The following is a 19,192-nucleotide window of genomic DNA, read 5'->3' as shown; positions in this document are numbered from 1 at the left end:
GATTCGCATGAAAGCTATCGTTACTGGCATTACTGGGCAAGACGGCGCCTACTTGGCGGAACTGCTGCTGGAAAAGGGTTACACGGTTTATGGTACCTACCGTCGAACCAGTTCTGTCAATTTCTGGCGAATTGAGGAGCTTGGTATTGAAAAGCATCCCAATCTGCATTTGGTTGAATATGACCTGACTGATCTGTCGGCCAGCATTCGTCTGCTGCAAACCACTGAGGCCACAGAGGTGTATAACCTTGCAGCCCAGAGCTTCGTGGGGGTGTCTTTCGATCAGCCACTGACCACCGGTGACATTACCGGTATGGGTTGCGTGAACCTTCTGGAAGCGATTCGCATCGTCAACCCGAAGGTGCGTTTCTATCAGGCTTCGACTTCCGAAATGTTCGGCAAGGTACAGGCCATTCCTCAGATCGAAAGCACGCCTTTCTACCCGCGCAGTCCATACGGTGTAGCCAAGCTGTACGCACACTGGATGACCATCAATTATCGCGAGTCGTACGGGATTTTTGCGACCAGTGGCATTCTGTTCAACCACGAGTCCCCGTTGCGTGGTCGTGAGTTCGTTACCCGCAAGATCACCGACTCCGTGGCGAAGATCAAGCTGGGCCTGCTCGACAAGATGGAACTCGGCAATCTGGACGCCAAGCGCGACTGGGGTTTTGCCAAAGAATACGTCGAAGGTATGTGGCGCATGCTGCAGGCCGATGAGCCGGACACCTTCGTCTTGGCAACCAACCGTACCGAAACCGTGCGTGACTTCGTTACCATGGCGTTCAAAGCGGTCGGGATCGATCTGGCCTGGAGCGGTGCGGCTGAAGACGAGAAGGGCACAGACCTGGCAACTGGCAAGGTGTTGGTCACGATCAATCCGAAATTCTACCGTCCTACCGAAGTCGAGCTGTTGATCGGCAACCCTGCCAAAGCCAAAGCGGCGCTGGGTTGGGAGCCAAAAACCACGCTTGAAGAGCTGTGCCGCATGATGGTCGAAGCGGATCTGCGTCGAAATGAGAAAGGGTTTTCGTTCTGATGAGTATTGCCGGTAAACGCGCGTTGATCACAGGTATTCAAGGTTTCACCGGGCGGTACATGGCTGCTGAGCTGAAAGCCGGTGGCTATGAAGTGATAGGGATGGGTACACAGCCGTCGGATGAACCTGGCTATTATCAGGTTGATCTGGCCGACGGTCCTGCCTTGCGCGAGTTACTGGCAACTATTCAACCCGACGTGGTAATTCATCTGGCCGCACTCGCCTTTGTGGCACATGGTGCGGCCGATACCTTTTACCGCGTCAATCTCATCGGCACCCGTCACCTGCTGGAAGCCGTCGCAGCCTGTGGCAAGGTGCCGGACTGCGTGCTGCTGGCAAGCAGTGCCAATGTCTATGGCAATGCTTCGGCGGGTTTGCTCAGTGAAACCACACCGCCAGCACCGGCCAACGATTACGCAGTCAGCAAACTGGCCATGGAATACATGGCCAGTCTTTGGCATAACCGCTTGCCGATAGTGGTGACACGTCCTTTCAATTACACCGGTGTCGGCCAGGCCGAGAGCTTTCTGCTGCCGAAGATCGTCGCTCATTTCCGCCAGCGTGCGGACAAGATCGAGCTGGGCAACCTTGATGTATCTCGCGACTTCAGTGATGTGCGTGCAGTGGTCAAGGCTTATCGCGGTTTGATCGAGGCGCGGCCTGTTGGCCAGACGGTCAATGTGAGTTCGGGCAAAAGTCATTCCCTGCGTGAAGTGATCGACATGTGTTCGGCTATCACGGGGCATCAACTTGCAGTCGAAGTGAACCCGGCGTTCGTCCGAGCCAACGAAGTCAAAATCCTGTGCGGCGACAATACACGTCTTTGCGAGCTGGTCCAGGGCTGGGACACGCCAAGGCTGGAAGAAACTCTGAGCTGGATGCTTGCGGCGGAATAAATGAAGCTAGTTCTTTCAGTTGAGCCGATCCGCTTTCCGCTGACTGGCATCGGCCGCTATACCTATGAACTTGCGCTGAGACTTCAGCAAAGTCCTGAAATTACCGACCTGCAATTTTTTGCCGGCCGACGTTTTCTGCCCGAACTTCCCACAGCTGCCAATGAGTCAGGCAGTGGTTACGGCTTGAAGCGTGCGGTGCAGAAGAACTTTCTGGCAGTAGAAGCTTATCGGCTATTGATGCCGATGTTGCGCAAGGCTGCCCTGAAAGGTCACGGGGATTTTCTCTACCACAGTCCCAATTATTATCTGCCGCCTTTTGCCGGGCGCAGCGTGGCGACGTTCCACGACCTGTCGCCCTTCACCTGGGCGCATTGTCACGCGCCGCAGTTAGTCCGTTACCTGCAAAAAGAGCTGAAAACCACACTGGTCAGGGCTGATGCCCTGATCACTGATTCGGAGTTCACGCGACAGGAACTGGCCAGCTATTTTTCCTGGCCCATCGAGCGAATCCATACTGTGCCGCTGGCCAGCTCTCCGGAGTTCTATCCTCGCGCGCCGCACGAGCTTCGCGAGGTGCTTGCACGCCATGGCTTAAAGCCCGATGGCTACACGCTTTTTGTCGGTACGATCGAGCCACGCAAGAACATCGAGACCTTACTCGCCGCCTATGGTCGATTGCCCCTTGCATTGCGAACCCGTTGGCCGTTGATCCTTACCGGGTATCACGGCTGGCGCAACGACGCGATTCACGAGAAGCTCGAAAGCGCCAGGCGAGAAGGCTGGGCGCACTATCTCGGATTCGTCCCCAGCGCAGACTTGCCCCTGCTGTTTGCCGGTGCACGTCTGTTCGCGTTTCCGTCGCTCTATGAAGGTTTCGGTCTACCGGTTCTGGAAGCCATGAGCTCCGGGGTGCCGGTGGTCTGCTCCAATAGTTCATCGCTGCCTGAGGTGGCGGGTGATGCTGCGCTGATGTGCGCCGCGCTGGACGTCGAAGCGCTGACCGGTCTTATCGAGCGCGGGCTGACCGATCAGTGTTGGCGCGATGCCGCTGTCATCAAGGGAATGAAGCACGCTCAAGGCTTTTCCTGGGAGCGTTGTGCTCGAGAAACGCTGCAGGTCTACCAAAAGGTTATCGACGCCAAATGATCAAGGTTCTGCACTTCTTCAAAACCTATTACCCGGAAACGATGGGCGGGATCGAGCAGGTCATTTTCCAGATAGCCCAAGGCGGCGCGGAACACGGGTTTTCCTCAGAAGTGCTGTACCTCAGTGAACGGGGCGCTGCTCGTAATGAAACAGTGGGTAATCACCTGACCCATCGCTCCAGGCTGGATATGCATGTTGCCTCGACGGGATTCTCTCTGTCCGCGTTCAAGGACTTTTCCGCATTGGCCCAAGAGGCTGATGTGGTGCATTTCCACTTCCCGTGGCCTTATATGGATCTGGTTCATTTTGCGACTCGCCATGGCAAGCCTTCTGTGGTCAGTTACCACTCCGATATCGTTAAGCAGAAGACGTTGCTTAAGTTGTATCAGCCGTTGATGAACTGCTTCCTTTCGAGTGTCGATTGCATCGTCGCGTCTTCACCGAACTATGTGCAAAGCAGTCCGGTGCTGTCGCGCTTCCGCGATAAAGTCGAGATCATTCCTTATGGATTGGACAGCACAACATATCCCTCAGTATCGGAAGAAAAGCTTGCTTACTGGCGCAACAGACTCGGCTCGAAATTTTTCCTCTTTGTAGGCGCGTTGCGTTATTACAAGGGGCTGGACTACCTGCTTGACGCGGCAAAAATCACCGGACTACCGGTGGTCATTCTGGGTGGCGGGCATCAGGAAGCTGAGCTCAAGGATCAGGCTCAGCGTCTAGAGCTGTCGAATGTACATTTCCTGGGGGGGCTGGGGGATGACGACAAGGCAGCGTTATTGTCGCTGTGCCATGCGTTCGTCTTTCCATCGCATCTTCGCTCCGAATCATTCGGTATCTCGCTGCTTGAGGCTGCCATGTTTGGCAAGCCGCTTATTTCCTGCGAGATCGGCTCGGGAACGACCTATATCAACATTGCCGGTGATACCGGGCTGGTAGTTCCGCCGCGTGATGCTGTCGCACTGGCTGAGGCCATGAACAGGCTGTGGAATGACACTGCGATGGTTGAACAAATGGGGCGTCGAGCCAAGCAGCGTTATGATGAAGTGTTTTCGGCTGAGAAGATGGTGACCGCCTACGCCGCACTGTATCGCAGGATCTGCGGCCAATAGAGCGAATGCGCTCGTGATTGCCACGCATCAGTCATGACAACGATCCTTGTTGTCATTGACCAGGTTTAAAATTATTGAGCGTTGGCAGGTATTCTAAACAAAACTACCGCGCCATCTGCGCGCACCAGGGCGGGCGCTCCCAAAAGTGCGGTGAAGTCTTTGATCAGCGAGCTGGCCCCGTCGACATAGCCGCGCGTATCAATGTAGATCGCGGCAAACCCCATCTTTTTGACTGCTTCAAGCTGCTCAGAAGCTGTTTTCTTCTCTAGTTCCCGATAATACAAATCTCCTTCCCGTCCCTTCATTCCGCCGAAACTCCAGCGAAGCTTCTCTGAGTTAATGAAGCCTGAGCCTGGCGTATACACCGATAACATGTGTTTCGGCGGAGATTCGGGGAAGCCGATGTAAGGGAGTTGGTAGACGGCGGACGCTACGGGGAGTGTGCTTTCTATCTGTTTGATGAATGTCGAATCGACCTGGTAAACAGCGAACGCTCCATCGATTTTTGCGCGGTAGGATGCGGGTGTCTGATCCAGAATGCCGATAACCAGGATGATCGAAGCAAGAGCCAGTGGCGCATGTCGGGCGCTATCGATCAATTGCTTGCATTTTTTATTTTCGCTGAGAACCACTGCAAGCGCCAACAGGCAGCCGAAGTTGACGAAAATCGCCATGCGATCCCAGCCTCTGATGGCAGGCGTAACGAGCATTGAGAAAATTACACTGAACCCGCCAGGGGATGCTATCAGGATAATCGCTAGCACGATGACTGCGGCGAAGCCTGCGCGAGGGTCAATGGTTCTTCCGGCGAGTGACTTCACGATCGAAAAAAGCACTGCGAGTAGACCCAGTATCCCCATGATGCCCAAGTAGGAAGTGGTGTTTGAAAGGGGGAACAACGCTTGATAATTCGCTGTAGAAGTACCGAGTGCACTAATTCTGTGTTCTGGTTGAGGCAGTAACAGGTGCATGGTTTTCAGACTGAATATTTCTGTTTCTATGGCGAGGCGTTGTGCGACTTCGGGGTTGGGTGCGGAAACGATACGATCAATGATATTGGGTGCAAGATTGGCGGCTACCCCGGTAAAAATTGCAAATGAAAACAACGCGCCTGCTATAAGCGGTTTCACCGAGGTCTCACGAATGCTGCCTTGAATAGCACAGACGACTAATATCAGCGCCCCGAAAAAAGCAAAGTACACACCGAACGAACTGAGGATCGCAATCGCAAAAAGTAGCGATGCGACACCTGCCGGGCGACGGAGGTCGAACAGCTTGACCCCGGTCGATATCTTGTGGCCGTAGTAATAAAACAGGGGAACGCTGAAGTACCACATATACAGCAGGTGGCCATAAAAGAAGCGGGTGAAATGAAAAGGGGCGAAAGTAAAGAGCAGCGCAAAGCTTATGGAGAATGAGCGTCTGATATTGAAGTATCTAAGTACGACGAACGTCGCCAGAAAGGTCGTAGGAAAACTCAGCAGAAAATAAATATTCACGGCCGGTATGGCAGAGCCCGTAAGGATTCCCAGTGCTTTGAGTATCAGAAAATTACCAGTGTCCGACCCTGGATAGTCCAGAAAATTTGATCCGAACGGGAAGCCGCTCCTCGGGTTGTCGAATATCCAGCCTTCAGTTGCTCTCTGGGCCAGCCAATCGATCGCAAGCCCATCGCCGGCGTACAGGTATGGCTGGTGTATCGAAATCGGCAGAAAATTTGGCCAGCCAAACAAGGTGAGGCAGGCGAGTGCAACTGAGGCAATGCTTCCGGCGAGCAAATATTTCCACTCGGAGCGGGCTATCAGTAACAAGCTTCGGTTATCCATTAAATTCCCTTGGTATGTAGATTTTCATTCTTGGAGTGGCAGTCGTGGTCTCGCTCAGTGGTATTGCGCTTCGACTGCCGAAGTCATTGAGGTGGCGTTTCTTCCGATGCCAGCTTTTCCACAAAGGGGAGGTGATACAACTCCTCCTTTGTGCACCGTGCGGGGCGTCGCAATCGTTTTTGTGAGGGTGGATCAATGGGGTCGTTTGGCGATCCGTACCCAGTCCAGTCTGGCCGCAAGACCATCGTGGTTGTTGTCTACAGTCGATACGAACTCTATTACGTTGCGGCCCGATCTAAGCAGTTCCGGTTTCAGGCCACCCTCGAAACTGCCGTCTGCACGCCATTGCACGGGAATAACCGTGCCATTTACCAGTACCTGCATTTCAGCTCGAATCTTTTCATTGGCAAAGTCATTGAACAGGCCGCTAATGGCGTAAGGCTCGGGGGCCGGTGTCAGATAAAAATTGAGTGATGAACGCGGGGCGATTTTCCAGGCTGTGGCGGTGTGTGTAAAACGCCTGGTTTTCCATTCGGTGTTTCTCCAGCCCGAGCCTGCAATAGGCGGGGCCATGCTCCACCATCTGCCGAAGTCCCAGTAATACTCATCCTGGCTGCGATTACGGAATCTCAAAAAGTCGAACCAGGGATGCGTCTCGGTGATGCCTCGAAGGCGGGCGCCTGTGAGCGAGGTGCTGGCATCCAGTTGCAGACGCCAGGCTTGCAGTTCAGTGTTTGCGGGTTCGGTTTTCCCATTGCCGACGGCGATGGTGATGACCTGCGCCCGGGAGAGTTTTTTGCTGGCAGGCGCAGCCGAGTCAAATGGAACGGGGTAGTTGAGTGTCCAGCCGTCCTCGGTTTCCTCGCACGTGCCCTTGCGCTGCAGCGGATCCGTCTGTTGCCATTCGTGACTGGGCATATAACAAATTTCCACGGTGTCGACCGGTTTGCCGTACACGTGAAAAAGTATGGCGCTCAAATCAGGGTTGAGGAACATCCAGTCATGATTCAGTTCATTGGAATAATCGAGGATCAGTACGGTTTTGTTGAGAGCGTTGCCGTCGAAGTTGTAGGCAATATCGTTAAGAACTGACTGCTGCCTCTTTGAAATATCAATGTAGTGCTGAAACTGGAATAGCTGGGCTCCCAGGCCCGTGAAAATCAGCAACGCCGAGAGGGCGGTGGTGGCGATTTTCGAGTATCGATGGACAATCAGGAATGACGCGAGAAGTACCAGGATGGCGCCCGGTGCGGCATACAGGAACGTTCTCTGACTGACGGCCATGTGTGCGGGGTTGAAAATAAACGGCAGGTATCCCAGGCAAATAAGGATCAGGCCTGTGACAGCCATGCGTGCAGGCAGGATCCGGTTTTGTGAACGCTCCAGCCCTGGGTTTGCATTGTGTATGGATCTTTTGTTCACAGCGGCGATGATGACCAGGAGGATTGCAGTGGCGATCGCCAGGTACCAGTAACTGCTGATTTCAAAGTAAGTGATTTTCCACGCATCGATCCAGCCGCCCAGAACGCTTCGCTGTACACCCAGGCTGAATATCTTTGAGAAGTTCTGGATGAAGGAATGGAAAGCGCTGTCACCCACCACGGCGCTTTGGTAGCTCTGTACCAGTGGTAGTGTGTGAAGGACATAGGCGACATAGGCAATCGGTGCTGCGGCCCAGATCAGGTGTTGTCCGTAGAATGCTTTGAGGTGGGGGGCAACTCCACGCAGACCGATCTGGATCAAGATCACCAACGCCGGAATCACGGCCAGCAGTAATGCCACTTCGTACATTGCACAACCTGCCCCGAGCAGCAGGCTGGCGCAAGTACTGAGTGCGAAGGATCGACACTTGTTCTTTTGCTCGAGCGCCTGCAGGAATACGGCGCTGGCTAGTAGCGTCAGACTGAACGCCCAATTGATGTGAATCGATCTGAACGACAGCTGCATGGTGTCAGCGGGAAACACGATGATCAACACGCTGGCCAGCATTCCCCACTTGAGTGCGCCGGTGATACGTGTCCCGATGATACTGATGGACAGGCCTTTCAATATCAGCGCAATGATCAGCAGAACATGCCAATAGTCAAACGAGTTTGGATCGAGGCTGTAGGCAACGGCGTGAGGGAAAATGGTGAGTGGTCGCAGTGCGTGCGCGGGCATCGCGCTGGACGCATCGGTCAGGAAAAACACTCCCACTCTGCTGAATGACCCAATGACGCCCCATTCTTCAAGCAGCCCTGTCAATGTAAATCCGAAGGGCAGCCACATGAAGAGGACGATCAATGCCGCGGGTGCGGTATGAGCAAACCAATTTAGTTTTTTGTCATGAGAAACCTGTCGCGCCGAACATGACTGGGGTTGAGTGCTGATGGTCATTTAACGCCTGTTAGTCTCGTGACAGTCTTGTTTTATGAGTGATCTTCAGGACGAATTTGTTCAAGAGGTAGCTGCACGGCAGCAAGAGCAATATGACGATTATCGGGGCAATGGCTTTATTTAAATGCAGGCGCTCGACCAGAACGTTGAGCAGGAGGGCACCGATGGCATATTGCAGAAGGTAGATGCTTGGGTAGATGGCCATGCCAATCCAGGAGCGATCCACCTTGAACACTATTTTCGAATTGAAAAAATAAGCAAAGATTATTCCTGCTGCATAAGCGATTGCGTAAGCAACCTGGTAGTTGATCCACAGGCTCAGCAGCAGGTAAAGGCAGTAAGTAAGCCCTGTATTCAAACCGCCGCCGATCAGAAAACTGATCCAGCGGCGAACTTGAGGGCTGTCTTTAAGTGCGATCACAGTGGTGCTTTTTTCGAAGTGATTTTTACAAAATCCGAATAGTCACGAATGTAGTCGTCAGCTTCGTAGTAGTCCGAAGTGAACACCAGCAGTACTGCATCGTGCGAGTACTTGTACTGAATGCCCCACGTCAGTGGCGGCAAGTAGATGCCCTTGTTCGGAGCATCGAGCATCACTTCTGCTCGGTTGGTACCGTCGTCGACTACCACTGCGCAGCTGCCCTTCACGCAGATCAAAAACTGGTGGCACTTGTGGTGGGCATGCTCGCCGCGGGTCTTCTGGCTCGGGACATTGAACACGAGAAAATAACGCTTGGGGGTAAACGGGATTTCCTTGTGGAACTCACCCACGGAGAGGTCGCCGCGCATGTCCGCAATGTATTTGAAGCGGTGGGTGGTGACATCGCCGACGCCGATACGCACTACCGCATCATCCTGCTCCTGGGTTTTGACGGCAGGAGTCTTGGTTGCATCACTGGATGCGGAGTTTTCCACGTAACCTGTTATACGGGCCGGAGAGCCGGTCACGATGGCGTACGGAGGTACGGATTTGGTAACGACCGCACCTGCGCCCACCATTGCGCCGGTACCGATGGTGACGCCAGGCAGAATGACCGCGCCGCCACCAATCGAGGCGCCGTCCTGAATGACCGTCTGCGAAAACGACTCCGGGTACACCTTGGAGCGTGGGAACTTGTCGTTGGTGAACGTGGCGTTCGGGCCGATGAATACGTCGGAGCCGATCCGCAAGCCGTCCCACACGTAGACACCGGACTTGATGGTGGTGCGATCACCGATGACCACGTCATTTTCAATCAGTGAATGCGAGCAGACGTTGACGTCGTCACCAATCACCGCGTCCGGGAAGACCACAACGTATTGCCAGATGCGTGTGTTCTTGCCGATCTTCGAACTCTTTACATCGGCGCTGGCGTGGATGAATGGCTCAGTCATTGGAATGTTCCTTGTTGTCGAGTTTCATGCAGACGATGGCAAGCGGTCGCTGCTTGCTGTTTTCGTAGGCGCGCCAGGCATAGGTGCCCACGAGTCCCAGGCCGAGAAGATTGAGTGTGCCCAACAAGAGCACCACCAGCATTGTGGCGGCATATCCTGGCACCTCGATAGCTCCAGACAACTTCGCAACGATCACCATGAAACCGATGAACAGCGAAATGAGCGAACCCATGGCGCCCATGCGTGTGAGCAGTCTGATCGGGTAATCGGTAAACGCGAACACACTGTCCATCATGTACTCGAGCTTCTTCTTGAAGGTCCATGCCGATTTGCCTTCCAGGCGTGTCTGCCGTTCGTATTCGATGAACTTGCGCCGAAAGCCGAGCCAGAAAATAAGCGCAATCAGCGACGAGCGCGACTCGTTCAACTGCAGCAGCTGCTCGCGAAACGCTTTGTTGCAGCCGAAGATGTCGACCCCTCCTGCTGGCATGTCGTGCACCACCAGGCGGCGATACAGGCCCCAGAAAATCGATGACGCCATCCGACTGGAAAACGGATCCTGGCGGGCGTTGCGCGTACCGATGGCGACGTCGCATTCATCGTTGGCCAGCGACCTGAAAAAGTTGATCAGGAGTTCTGGCGGCTCTTGCAGATCAGCGGCCATCACACCGAAATAATCACCCTTGGCAGCCATCAGGCCGGTGCGTATGGCGGGGAACGAACCGAAGTTGCGCGAGTGGGCCAGCAATTGTGCGGAAAAGCTCATTGCGCCCAAAGCCTGTTTGAGCAGCAGAAACGAATCGTCAGGGCTGCCGTCCACGACGAATACCACCTCGAGCTGGTTCTCGAGGGTGGTGTTCATGTCCGTCAGCGCCTGGATCAGCCGGGGGATGGAATCCGCGTTTTTATAGACCGGGACGATGACCGAATATCTCATGCAGCCCATCCATTGACCGCAGCAATGACGCTGCCGACTTCTTCATCGCTCATTTCCGGGTAGCAGGGCAGCGTCAGGATCAGCGATGCCAGTTGTTCGGTATTGGCCAGGCTCAGGCCGGCAAACTGCTCACCGAACACCGGTTGTTTGTAGTCGGGAATCGGATAGTGCACGTCGGAGGCGATCTGCGCCTGACGCAAGTGCTGCTGCAGGGCGTCGCGCTTCGAGGACTTGATCACATACAAATGGGCGACCGAGGCCAGGCCTGCATCCTGCGCATGGCTGACCTCTGTGTGCTGGATCTGGGTGCGGTAGCGTTGGGCAATTTCGCGACGGCGGGCATTGCCCTCATCGAGGTGCGGCAGGAACTCGGACAGGATGGCTGCCTGCATTTCATCCAGGCGGCTATTGCGGGCGCCCGCGAGCTCCACGCAGTACTTGGAGGACCAGCCGTACTGACGCAATTGCGCCACACGCTGGGCTATCGCAGCCGAATTGGTCACGACAGCGCCGCCGTCGCCCAGGGCGCCGAGATTCTTCGTAGGATAGAAGCTGAAACTGGAAGCGTCCCCGAAGGTACCCACCCGCTGACCATCGCGCTCGGCGCCATGAGCCTGGGCGCAATCTTCCAGCAGAGCAACCTTGTGCGCCGCGCAGTACGCGGCGATGGCCTTGATGTCCGGCACTGCCAGCCCGTACAGATGGGTGACGACTACGGCCTTGGCCCCGGCTTCGATCGCTTGTTGGACGCTCGCCAATGTGACCACATGAGTGTCCAGGTCAACATCCATGAACAGCGGAGTGGCGCCGATGGCCAGTACCGATGTGGTGGTGTACATGCCGGCATTGGCCACTGTAGCGACCTGATCGCCTTCAGCGACACCGAGTGCCTTGAGCGCCAGCTCGATGGCGTCGGTTCCATTGGCGACGCTGACGCAATGGCCAGCCTGCAGATACTCTGCGAATGCCGTTTCAAAGCGTTTGACTTCCGGTCCTAAAACCACCCACCCGCTGTCGACCACGCGCTGCACCGAAGCATTAATCTGCGACTTGAACTTGTCGATCTTCGCTGCGAGGTTGTTGATCTGTTGCATGGGTGCTCTCCATTTCGAAGCAAAAGGCGTCTGCTATCTTGATTTTGGCCGGTGTTAGCCGAGATTTGGCGTGATGACGGATCTGAAAATCCAGTAGCGGCGAGCGCTCCGATCACTTTTCCGCACGGATTCTATCCGTACCCTGAGTCCGCTCCAACAGCAAAGTGCAATTAGCGCCAGTGCCGGGCTTTGCGGGGGATGCAGCGTGCAGCATTGCTATCGCCACAGAAGTGGCTATGACGTCGACGATTCAATAAACTGCCCGCCTCGTGTAGATAGCCGATCGGATTTCCTGGGGTCGTGCCACAAGCGCGGTTCCGCCATCGCAACAGCGTCGCTGCAGTGTGTTTGCAGTATTCATTCCTTCAAGGGTCGCCCATGAGCACCAAGACATTTCTGGTAACGGGTGGCAACGGTTTCGTGGGCCGGGCATTGATCGGGCAATTGCTCGCGTCAGCCGACTGCCGTGTCGTGGCCCCTCTGCGCCGCGCCGAAACGGCCGTCGACCCTCGCATGCGTCCGATCCAGTGGTCCGGTCTTGGCAGCGGGCAGGATCTGTCGGAAGCGTTGCAGGGCGTCGATTGCGTCATTCATGCGGCGGCCCGGGTGCACGTCATGAACGAGGTGGCTGCTGATCCGCTGGCAGCGTTTCGTCAGGTCAATGTCCAAGGCACGCTGGATCTTGCCCGGCAAGCTGCGGCGGCCGGAGTGCGGCGTTTCATCTTCGTCAGTTCGATCAAGGTCAATGGCGAAGGTACTCCGCCGGGCCGGCCGTATTGCGCCGACGATGTACCTGCTCCAGTCGATCCGTACGGTATCTCGAAATACGAGGCGGAGCAGGTGTTGCAGGCGCTGGCGAAGGAGACTGGCATGGAAGTCGTGATCATTCGACCGGTGTTGGTTTACGGGCCTGGGGTCAAAGCCAATTTCCTCGGCATGATGCGCTGGCTCGTTCGAGGCGTGCCGCTGCCATTCGGTACTGTCGACAACCGACGCAGCCTGCTGGGGCTGGACAATCTGATCGACCTTTTGCTGACGTGCGTCGAGCACCCGGCCGCTGCAAACCAGGTATTCCTGGCCGGTGATGGTGAAGATGTGTCGACCACTCAACTGTTGCGCAGGCTTGGCATTGCGCTCGGCAGACCGGCCCGGTTGGTGCCGGTCCCTGTCGGCTTGATGAGCGGTGTGGCCAGGTTGCTGGGGCGTGAAGCCCTGTCGCAGAGAATCTTCGGTTCTCTGCAGGTCGACATCAGCAAGAACCGCCAACTATTGAACTGGGTGCCTCCTGTGCCCCTTGATCGCGCCTTGAGCCTGACGGCGCAGCATTTTCTGGATACTCGCGAAATATGAATTACGGATGGTTCATCGCGATCATCGCGCTTTTCTCCCTCACGCTGACCTGGGCTTTGCGCCATTACGCACTGTCACGCAGTCTGATGGATATTCCCAACGCGCGAAGCTCGCATTCGGTGCCAACCCCGCGCGGGGGCGGGGTGGCGATTGTTCTGACATTCATAGTGGCGCTGGTTTATCTGCTGTGGCGGGATCTGATCACGTTTGCGCCATTTCTGGCCATCGCCGGGGCGGGCACGCTGGTCGCCGTGGTTGGTTTCATGGACGACCATGGACACATCGCCGCACGCTGGCGCTTGTTGGGGCATTTTGCCGCGGCGATCTGGTTGCTCTGGTGGATGGGCGGACTGCCTGCCTTGCGGATTTGGGGCGTACTGGTCGACCTGGGCATTATCGGTGATGTGCTGGCGGTCTTTTATCTGGTCTGGCTGCTCAACCTCTACAACTTCATGGATGGCATCGATGGTATCGCCAGTGTCGAAGCCATTTGCGTGTGCCTCGGCGCCTGTCTTCTTGGCTGGCTGGGTGGCTGGCCGCAGCTGATATGGGCCCCGCTGTTGCTCGCAGTTTGCGTCGGCGGTTTCCTGTTCTGGAATTTCCCGCCCGCGAGGATCTTCATGGGCGATGCCGGCAGCGGGTTTCTCGGTATCGTGCTGGGAGGCTTGTCGCTCCAGGCGGCAGGACAGAATGGCGAACTGCTGTGGGGCTGGTTGATTCTGCTCGGCGTATTCATTGTCGACGCGACGTTCACGCTGTTTCGGCGCCTGCTGCGCGGCGATAAAGTTTATGAGGCGCACCGCAGTCATGCCTATCAATATGCCTCTCGTCGGTTTGGCAGTCATCTGCCCGTCACTATTGCCGTTGCCGTGATCAATATGTTTTGGCTGTTGCCGATTGCCGTGGCCGTCATCCATTTCGGTCTGGACGGGAGCGTGGGCATTATTGTCGCCTATGCTCCTTTGCTGTGGCTGGCGATCAGGTATCGCGCCGGCGAACTGGAAAAGAGCTCGGAGATCCGCGGGTAACAGTTCTGTCATTTGGGTTTACAGTGCAGGGCATGCCAGCAGTTTCGCAGAGAGATACAGCAGTTGAAGGGAGAAAACTGAGTGTTTGAAGAGTTGATGGACAAGGTTCGGGAACGGCTCGTCGCATTGCCAAGGCGACGCAAGCGCCTGATTCAGGTGGCAACGGACATCGTCCTGGTCTGGGCAGCCCTGTGGCTGGCGTTCATCGTGCGCCTGGGCATCGATGACATGTATAACCCGTTCAGAGTGCATGTCTGGCTGTTTGTCTGCGCACCCGTTGTCGCCATTCCCTTGTTCATCCGCTTCGGTATGTACCGGGCGGTCATGCGCTATTTCGGCAATGATGCCCTGATTGCCATCATCAAGGCCGTCAGTCTCTCTTCGCTGATCCTGGCCGTTGTCGTGTACTGGTACAGCAACCATGAGGCTGTGGTCCCACGTTCGATCATCTTCAATTACTGGTGGTTGAGCCTGGTCATCATCGGCGGACTGCGCCTGTGCATGCGCCAGTACTTCATGGGCGACTGGTTTACTGCAGCACAGCACGTGCCCTTCACCAATCGTGACAACGGCCTGACCAAGGTCGCCATTTACGGCGCCGGCGTCGCCGGCAATCAGCTGGTTGCCGCGTTGCGCATGGGCAAGGTCATGCGCCCCGTGGCTTTCATCGACGATGATGCCAGTATCGCTGACCGTTCGATCTCGGGTCTGCATGTCTATAAACCCAAGCACATTCAGGAAATGATCGACGTCACCGGTGCGCAGGAAATCCTGCTGGCCCTGCCATCCTCCACCCGGGCCAGGCGGCGGGAAATCCTCAATCTGCTCGAGGGTTTTCCTCTGCATATCCGCAGCGTGCCGAATTTCACCGATCTGGCCAGTGGCAGGGTGAGAGTCGAGGATATTCAGGAAGTCGACATTGCTGACCTGTTGGGGCGCGATGCGGTGCCGGCGCAACCGGACCTGCTCCAGCGCTGCATCAAGGGCAAAGTGGTCATGGTGACCGGTGCCGGTGGGTCGATCGGGTCCGAGCTGTGCCGGCAGATTTTTTCCTTGGGACCGACCACGCTACTGTTGTTCGATCACAGTGAATTCAATCTCTACAGCATTCTGTCCGAACTCGAGCAGCGCAGTTGCAGGGAGGCGGGAAAGGTCAGACTGCTGCCCATCCTCGGCTCCGTGCGCCATCCGCACAAGCTGCTGGACGTGATGAAAACCTGGCACGTCGACACTGTTTATCACGCCGCCGCTTATAAACATGTACCCATGGTCGAGCACAATATTGCCGAAGGTGTGCTGAACAACGTGATCGGCACCTTGAACACTGCGCAGGCCGCCCTGCAATCGGGTGTTGCCAATTTCGTGCTGATCTCGACCGACAAGGCTGTACGCCCGACCAATGTGATGGGCAGTACCAAACGCCTGGCCGAACTGGTGCTGCAGGCGCTCAGTCACGAGATTGCTCCGGTACTGTTTGGCGACAAGTCCAACGTTTCAAGGGTCAACAAAACCCGCTTCACCATGGTTCGGTTCGGCAATGTATTGGGGTCGTCCGGCTCGGTGATCCCGTTGTTCCACAGCCAAATCAAATCCGGCGGGCCGCTGACGGTTACCCATCCGAAAATCACCCGCTACTTCATGACCATCCCCGAGGCTGCGCAGTTGGTGATTCAGGCCGGCTCCATGGGGCAAGGTGGCGATGTGTTCGTGCTGGACATGGGCGAGCCGGTGAGGATCGTCGAGCTCGCCGAGAAAATGATCCATCTCTCCGGTCTGAGTGTGCGCTCGGACCGCAATCCGCAAGGCGATATTTCCATCGAGTTCACCGGGCTGCGTCCCGGCGAAAAGCTCTACGAAGAGTTGTTGATCGGCGATAACGTCGCCGCCACCCCGCATCCGATGATCATGAGCGCCCATGAAGACCATCTGCCATGGGAGGTACTGAAAGCTCGGCTAAGCGAACTGCTGTCAGCCGTTGATAGCGACAACTACACCCACGTCCGGCAGCTCCTGCGCGAAACCGTCAGCGGCTATACACCCGACGGCGACATCGTCGACTGGATTTACCAGCAACGCCGCCTCGAGCCTTGATTGTTTCACATTCTGTAACGCACGCATTTTTGACATCGCTCCAGCATGACCTACGTTTGGAGAGCAGCTTCGGAAAAGCTGCTTTCTAAAACGATGATGGAGCGTCACTTATGCGTACCGGTTATTTCTACTCGCTGATCTTTGCTTTCCTCACCAGCGCCTCGATCGCTGCCATTGCTGCCCCTGTAGCCCCGACCGAGACAACAAAGGCGCCTTTGCTGATGGCGGCGGCTGCGCCCTCGGCAAGCGCGAAGGTCGATCTCAACAGCGCGGATGCGGCGACACTGCAAAAGGAGTTGTCGGGTGTGGGAGAGGCGAAGGCGCAAGCGATTGTTGCGTATCGTGATACAAACGGGCCGTTCGCATCGGTGGATGAGTTGCTGGAAGTGAAGGGGATCGGCAAGGCGATTTTGGATCGCAACCGTGAAAAGCTGGAAGTGAACTAAGCTGACAGCTCAACGCCGAGAGGCCGGTCATTGACCGGCCTTTTTATTGGCTGCCGACCTGTGGAAGCTTGCAAGCTGAAAATTACGGTTATCATATTGCGCCTTGATTATGCCTATAATAAATTCCGCTTGGGCTCATTCAGCAGCCGAAACGGCAGCGGCCGAGCTGCTCGGCATTTCGTCGCTGACGCAGTAGCCGAATCGCAGCACGCCGCGATACGTCGAATATTTGAATTGATAAAGGGGTCACCACGGTATGAACCAACGTCGAGTCGTCGTCACGGGCATGGGCCTGGTTTCACCCTTGGGCAGTGATGTTGAAATCGTCTGGCAGCGTTTGCTCGCCGGGCGTTCCGGGTTGCGCAATTTGCCTGACGCGGTCGTGGCTGATCTGCCGACCCGGGTGGGCGGCAGTGTGCCGACGGTCGAGGAGGACGCCGAGGCCGGGTTCGACCCGGATCGCGCGACGCCACCCAAAGAACAGAAGAAGATGGATCGCTTCATCCTGTTTGCCATGGAAGCGGCGCGGCAGGCTTTGGAGCAGGCCGGCTGGCATCCGGCGGACTCTGAAAGCCAGGAGCGCACGGCGACGATCATCGGCTCGGGCGTCGGCGGTTTCGGGGCCATTGCCGACGCCGTGCGTACCACCGACAGCCGTGGTCCTCGGCGTTTGTCACCGTTCACCATTCCATCGTTTCTGGTCAATCTCGCGGCCGGTCATGTCTCGATCCAGCATGGTCTCAAAGGGCCGTTGGGCGCACCGGTGACCGCATGTGCCGCCGGGGTTCAGGCGATCGGCGACGCGGCGCGGTTGATTCGCTCGGGAGAGGCGGACATCGCCGTATGTGGCGGCGCGGAGGCGTCGATCGATCGCGTCAGTCTGGCCGGTTTCGCCGCCGCGCGGGCGTTGTCCAGCGGTTACAACGACACCCCTGAGAAAGCTTCCCGTCCCTTCGACAGCGGGCGCGATGGCTTCGTGATGGGTGAGGGGGCCGGCCTGCTGGTCATCGAGTCGCTGGAGCATGCTCTGGCGCGGGGGGCAAAACCGTTGGCCGAACTGGTGGGCTACGGCACCACCGCCGATGCCTATCATCTGACCGCCGGGCCGGAAGACGGCAGCGGCGCGCGGCGGGCGATGCAACTGGCTTTGGCCCAGGGTGGCGTGACGCCGGCGCAGGTGCAACATCTCAACGCTCACGCCACTTCGACGCCGGTTGGCGACCTGGGCGAGTTGGCCGCGATCAAGGCGGTGTTCGGTGCGCAGAACAAAATCGCCGTAACGTCGACCAAATCCGCCACCGGTCATTTGCTCGGCGCGGCGGGTGGGCTGGAAGCGATTTTCACCCTGCTGGCGATCCGTGATCAGGTGGTGCCGCCGACGCTCAACTTCGAAAACCCGGATCCAGCGAGCGAAGGGGTGGACATTGTCCATGGCGAGGCGCGGTCGATGCCGATCGAGTTTGCGTTGTCCAATGGCTTCGGTTTTGGCGGGGTCAATGCGAGTGTGTTGTTCAAGCGCTGGGAAGGTTAATCGGTCGATTGCTTGAGATGCTCGCGGGTGACGTCGAGGATGCGCTGAGCGAAGTCGGCATCGGCGACGCTGCGCGACAGCAGCAGTGCACCCGCCAGGGTCGCCATGATGACAATGCTGCGATCGGCAATATTGTCGCCTGCGAGTGTGCCTTGAATCTGGCTGAGCCGAGCATTGAGGACTTCGTCGCTGGTTGGGCTCGGCTGGCCGCGCAGGCCCAGCTCTGAGGAAATGGTCAGCAGCGGGCAGCCTTCGTGGGGCGAGGTCTGATGCCACTCTGACAGGTAGGTATCGATAAAGACCTGCAGAGGGTTCTCCTGCGCGAAGATGTCTTCACACAGGCCCGCGACCTGCTCGCCGGCCGCTTGCAGGGCTTTTTCGACCAGTTCTTCCTTTGATTTGAAGTGCGAGTAGAAACCGCCATGGGTCAAGCCGAGGGCTTTCATCAAAGGTTGCAGGCCGGTCGCGCCGATGCCGTCCTTGCGAAAGCGCGCCGAGGCTTCCTTGATGATGCGCTGATGGGTCTGGGCTTTGTGATCTTGCGAGTAACGCATGTGGAGCTCTCCGCGACGATGCTGCCATCTTAACCACGGAAGATTAAATGGTGACTGTACTTCTAAAATCTAAAAAGCCTGCCAGTAAGTCCGATTGCATTGGAAAAACCAACCCCGCCATTGCGGCGGGGTCTGGTGTCAGCGGTCCTGTGCGTCCTTGGCGTCCGCTTCGGCATTGCGCTGTGCGACGCGCTTGCGTTCTTCATCGGTCAGTTCGACCTTGTTGGCGGTGTCGCGCAACATCATCAATCCGCCAACAATCGAGCCGATCGCAACGACCAGAATCAACCAGGCATACCAGGGCATAACGGCTCTCCTTAATGGCAGCTCGACGGGCGAGGATTTCGCCGTGCGATGCTGCATACCACTTTTGAGCGAAGTGAACTCGCAGT

The 19,192-nt window shown here is 56.6% G+C and carries 17 protein-coding genes; 9 read left to right on the top strand and 8 right to left on the bottom strand.

Annotated features, from left to right (window positions below; translation table 11 throughout):
• The first annotated feature begins 7 nt into the window (after positions 1 to 7).
• From gmd to QRN33_RS11025, 4 genes are read left to right on the top strand one after another with little or no spacing between them, the layout of a single operon-like run.
• Positions 8 to 1,039: a GDP-mannose 4,6-dehydratase gene (gene gmd, locus QRN33_RS11040; RefSeq protein WP_285408563.1), complete on the top strand. Its 1,032-nt coding sequence runs from the start codon at positions 8 to 10 to the stop codon at positions 1,037 to 1,039.
• Positions 1,039 to 1,935 carry a GDP-mannose 4,6-dehydratase gene (locus QRN33_RS11035; RefSeq protein ID WP_064361513.1) on the top strand — a complete coding sequence of 299 codons (897 nt, stop codon included), beginning with the start codon at positions 1,039 to 1,041 and terminating at the stop codon, positions 1,933 to 1,935. The genes gmd and QRN33_RS11035 overlap by 1 nt, the downstream gene beginning before the upstream one ends.
• On the top strand, positions 1,936 to 3,081 hold the full coding sequence (locus tag QRN33_RS11030; RefSeq protein ID WP_285408562.1) for a glycosyltransferase family 4 protein: 1,146 nt from the start codon (positions 1,936 to 1,938) through the stop codon (positions 3,079 to 3,081).
• On the top strand, positions 3,078 to 4,193 hold the full coding sequence (locus tag QRN33_RS11025; RefSeq protein WP_285408561.1) for a glycosyltransferase family 4 protein: 1,116 nt from the start codon (positions 3,078 to 3,080) through the stop codon (positions 4,191 to 4,193). Before QRN33_RS11030 ends, QRN33_RS11025 begins: the two co-directional genes overlap by 4 nt.
• Positions 4,194 to 4,264: 71 nt before the next feature.
• On the opposite strand, the gene QRN33_RS11020 is transcribed toward QRN33_RS11025, so the two are convergent.
• The 6 genes from QRN33_RS11020 to QRN33_RS10995 form a co-directional block, all read right to left on the bottom strand.
• Complete coding sequence (locus QRN33_RS11020) at positions 4,265 to 6,019, bottom strand: glycosyltransferase family protein (protein ID WP_285408560.1); 1,755 nt, start codon at positions 6,017 to 6,019, stop codon at positions 4,265 to 4,267.
• A gap of 192 nt (positions 6,020 to 6,211) precedes the next feature.
• Positions 6,212 to 8,395, bottom strand: coding sequence for a hypothetical protein (locus QRN33_RS11015; protein ID WP_285408558.1), 2,184 nt, complete (start codon positions 8,393 to 8,395; stop codon positions 6,212 to 6,214).
• Positions 8,396 to 8,405: 10 nt separating this feature from the next.
• Positions 8,406 to 8,816: a GtrA family protein gene (locus tag QRN33_RS11010; protein WP_285408557.1), complete on the bottom strand. Its 411-nt coding sequence runs from the start codon at positions 8,814 to 8,816 to the stop codon at positions 8,406 to 8,408.
• Complete coding sequence (locus tag QRN33_RS11005) at positions 8,813 to 9,769, bottom strand: WxcM-like domain-containing protein (protein ID WP_285408556.1); 957 nt, start codon at positions 9,767 to 9,769, stop codon at positions 8,813 to 8,815. Before QRN33_RS11005 ends, QRN33_RS11010 begins: the two co-directional genes overlap by 4 nt.
• The gene (locus QRN33_RS11000) at positions 9,762 to 10,706 is read right to left on the bottom strand and encodes a glycosyltransferase family 2 protein (protein WP_123419028.1); all 945 of its coding nucleotides are present in this window, start codon (positions 10,704 to 10,706) and stop codon (positions 9,762 to 9,764) included. The genes QRN33_RS11005 and QRN33_RS11000 overlap by 8 nt, the downstream gene beginning before the upstream one ends.
• Complete coding sequence (locus tag QRN33_RS10995) at positions 10,703 to 11,800, bottom strand: DegT/DnrJ/EryC1/StrS family aminotransferase (RefSeq protein WP_285408553.1); 1,098 nt, start codon at positions 11,798 to 11,800, stop codon at positions 10,703 to 10,705. The genes QRN33_RS11000 and QRN33_RS10995 overlap by 4 nt, the downstream gene beginning before the upstream one ends.
• Positions 11,801 to 12,178: 378 nt before the next feature.
• On the opposite strand from QRN33_RS10995, the gene QRN33_RS10990 reads away from it, so the two are divergent.
• The 5 genes from QRN33_RS10990 (at position 12,179) to fabF (ending at position 18,246) form a co-directional block, all read left to right on the top strand.
• Complete coding sequence (locus QRN33_RS10990; protein WP_285408551.1) at positions 12,179 to 13,150, top strand: UDP-glucose 4-epimerase family protein; 972 nt, start codon at positions 12,179 to 12,181, stop codon at positions 13,148 to 13,150.
• Positions 13,147 to 14,178 (top strand): MraY family glycosyltransferase, encoded by a 1,032-nt coding sequence (locus QRN33_RS10985; RefSeq protein WP_285408549.1) that lies wholly within the window; start codon positions 13,147 to 13,149, stop codon positions 14,176 to 14,178. Before QRN33_RS10990 ends, QRN33_RS10985 begins: the two co-directional genes overlap by 4 nt.
• A 96-nt stretch (positions 14,179 to 14,274) precedes the next feature.
• Positions 14,275 to 16,269: a polysaccharide biosynthesis protein gene (locus QRN33_RS10980; protein ID WP_123419100.1), complete on the top strand. Its 1,995-nt coding sequence runs from the start codon at positions 14,275 to 14,277 to the stop codon at positions 16,267 to 16,269.
• Between the two features lie 110 nt (positions 16,270 to 16,379).
• The gene (locus QRN33_RS10975) at positions 16,380 to 16,715 is read left to right on the top strand and encodes a ComEA family DNA-binding protein (RefSeq protein ID WP_285408547.1); all 336 of its coding nucleotides are present in this window, start codon (positions 16,380 to 16,382) and stop codon (positions 16,713 to 16,715) included.
• 256 nt (positions 16,716 to 16,971) lie between these two features.
• Complete coding sequence (gene fabF / locus QRN33_RS10970) at positions 16,972 to 18,246, top strand: beta-ketoacyl-ACP synthase II (protein ID WP_285408545.1); 1,275 nt, start codon at positions 16,972 to 16,974, stop codon at positions 18,244 to 18,246.
• Here the strand turns inward: fabF and QRN33_RS10965 are convergent.
• The gene (locus QRN33_RS10965; protein WP_285408543.1) at positions 18,243 to 18,800 is read right to left on the bottom strand and encodes a TetR/AcrR family transcriptional regulator; all 558 of its coding nucleotides are present in this window, start codon (positions 18,798 to 18,800) and stop codon (positions 18,243 to 18,245) included. The genes fabF and QRN33_RS10965 overlap by 4 nt on opposite strands.
• Positions 18,801 to 18,938: 138 nt before the next feature.
• The gene (locus tag QRN33_RS10960; RefSeq protein WP_016770901.1) at positions 18,939 to 19,106 is read right to left on the bottom strand and encodes a DUF2897 family protein; all 168 of its coding nucleotides are present in this window, start codon (positions 19,104 to 19,106) and stop codon (positions 18,939 to 18,941) included.
• Positions 19,107 to 19,192 lie beyond the last annotated feature (86 nt).

Source organism: Pseudomonas sp. FR229a (assembly GCF_030209115.1).
GTDB classification, from domain to species: Bacteria; Pseudomonadota; Gammaproteobacteria; order Pseudomonadales; family Pseudomonadaceae; genus Aquipseudomonas; species Aquipseudomonas moraviensis_A.
This window is presented reverse-complemented; position numbering and strand designations above follow the sequence as displayed.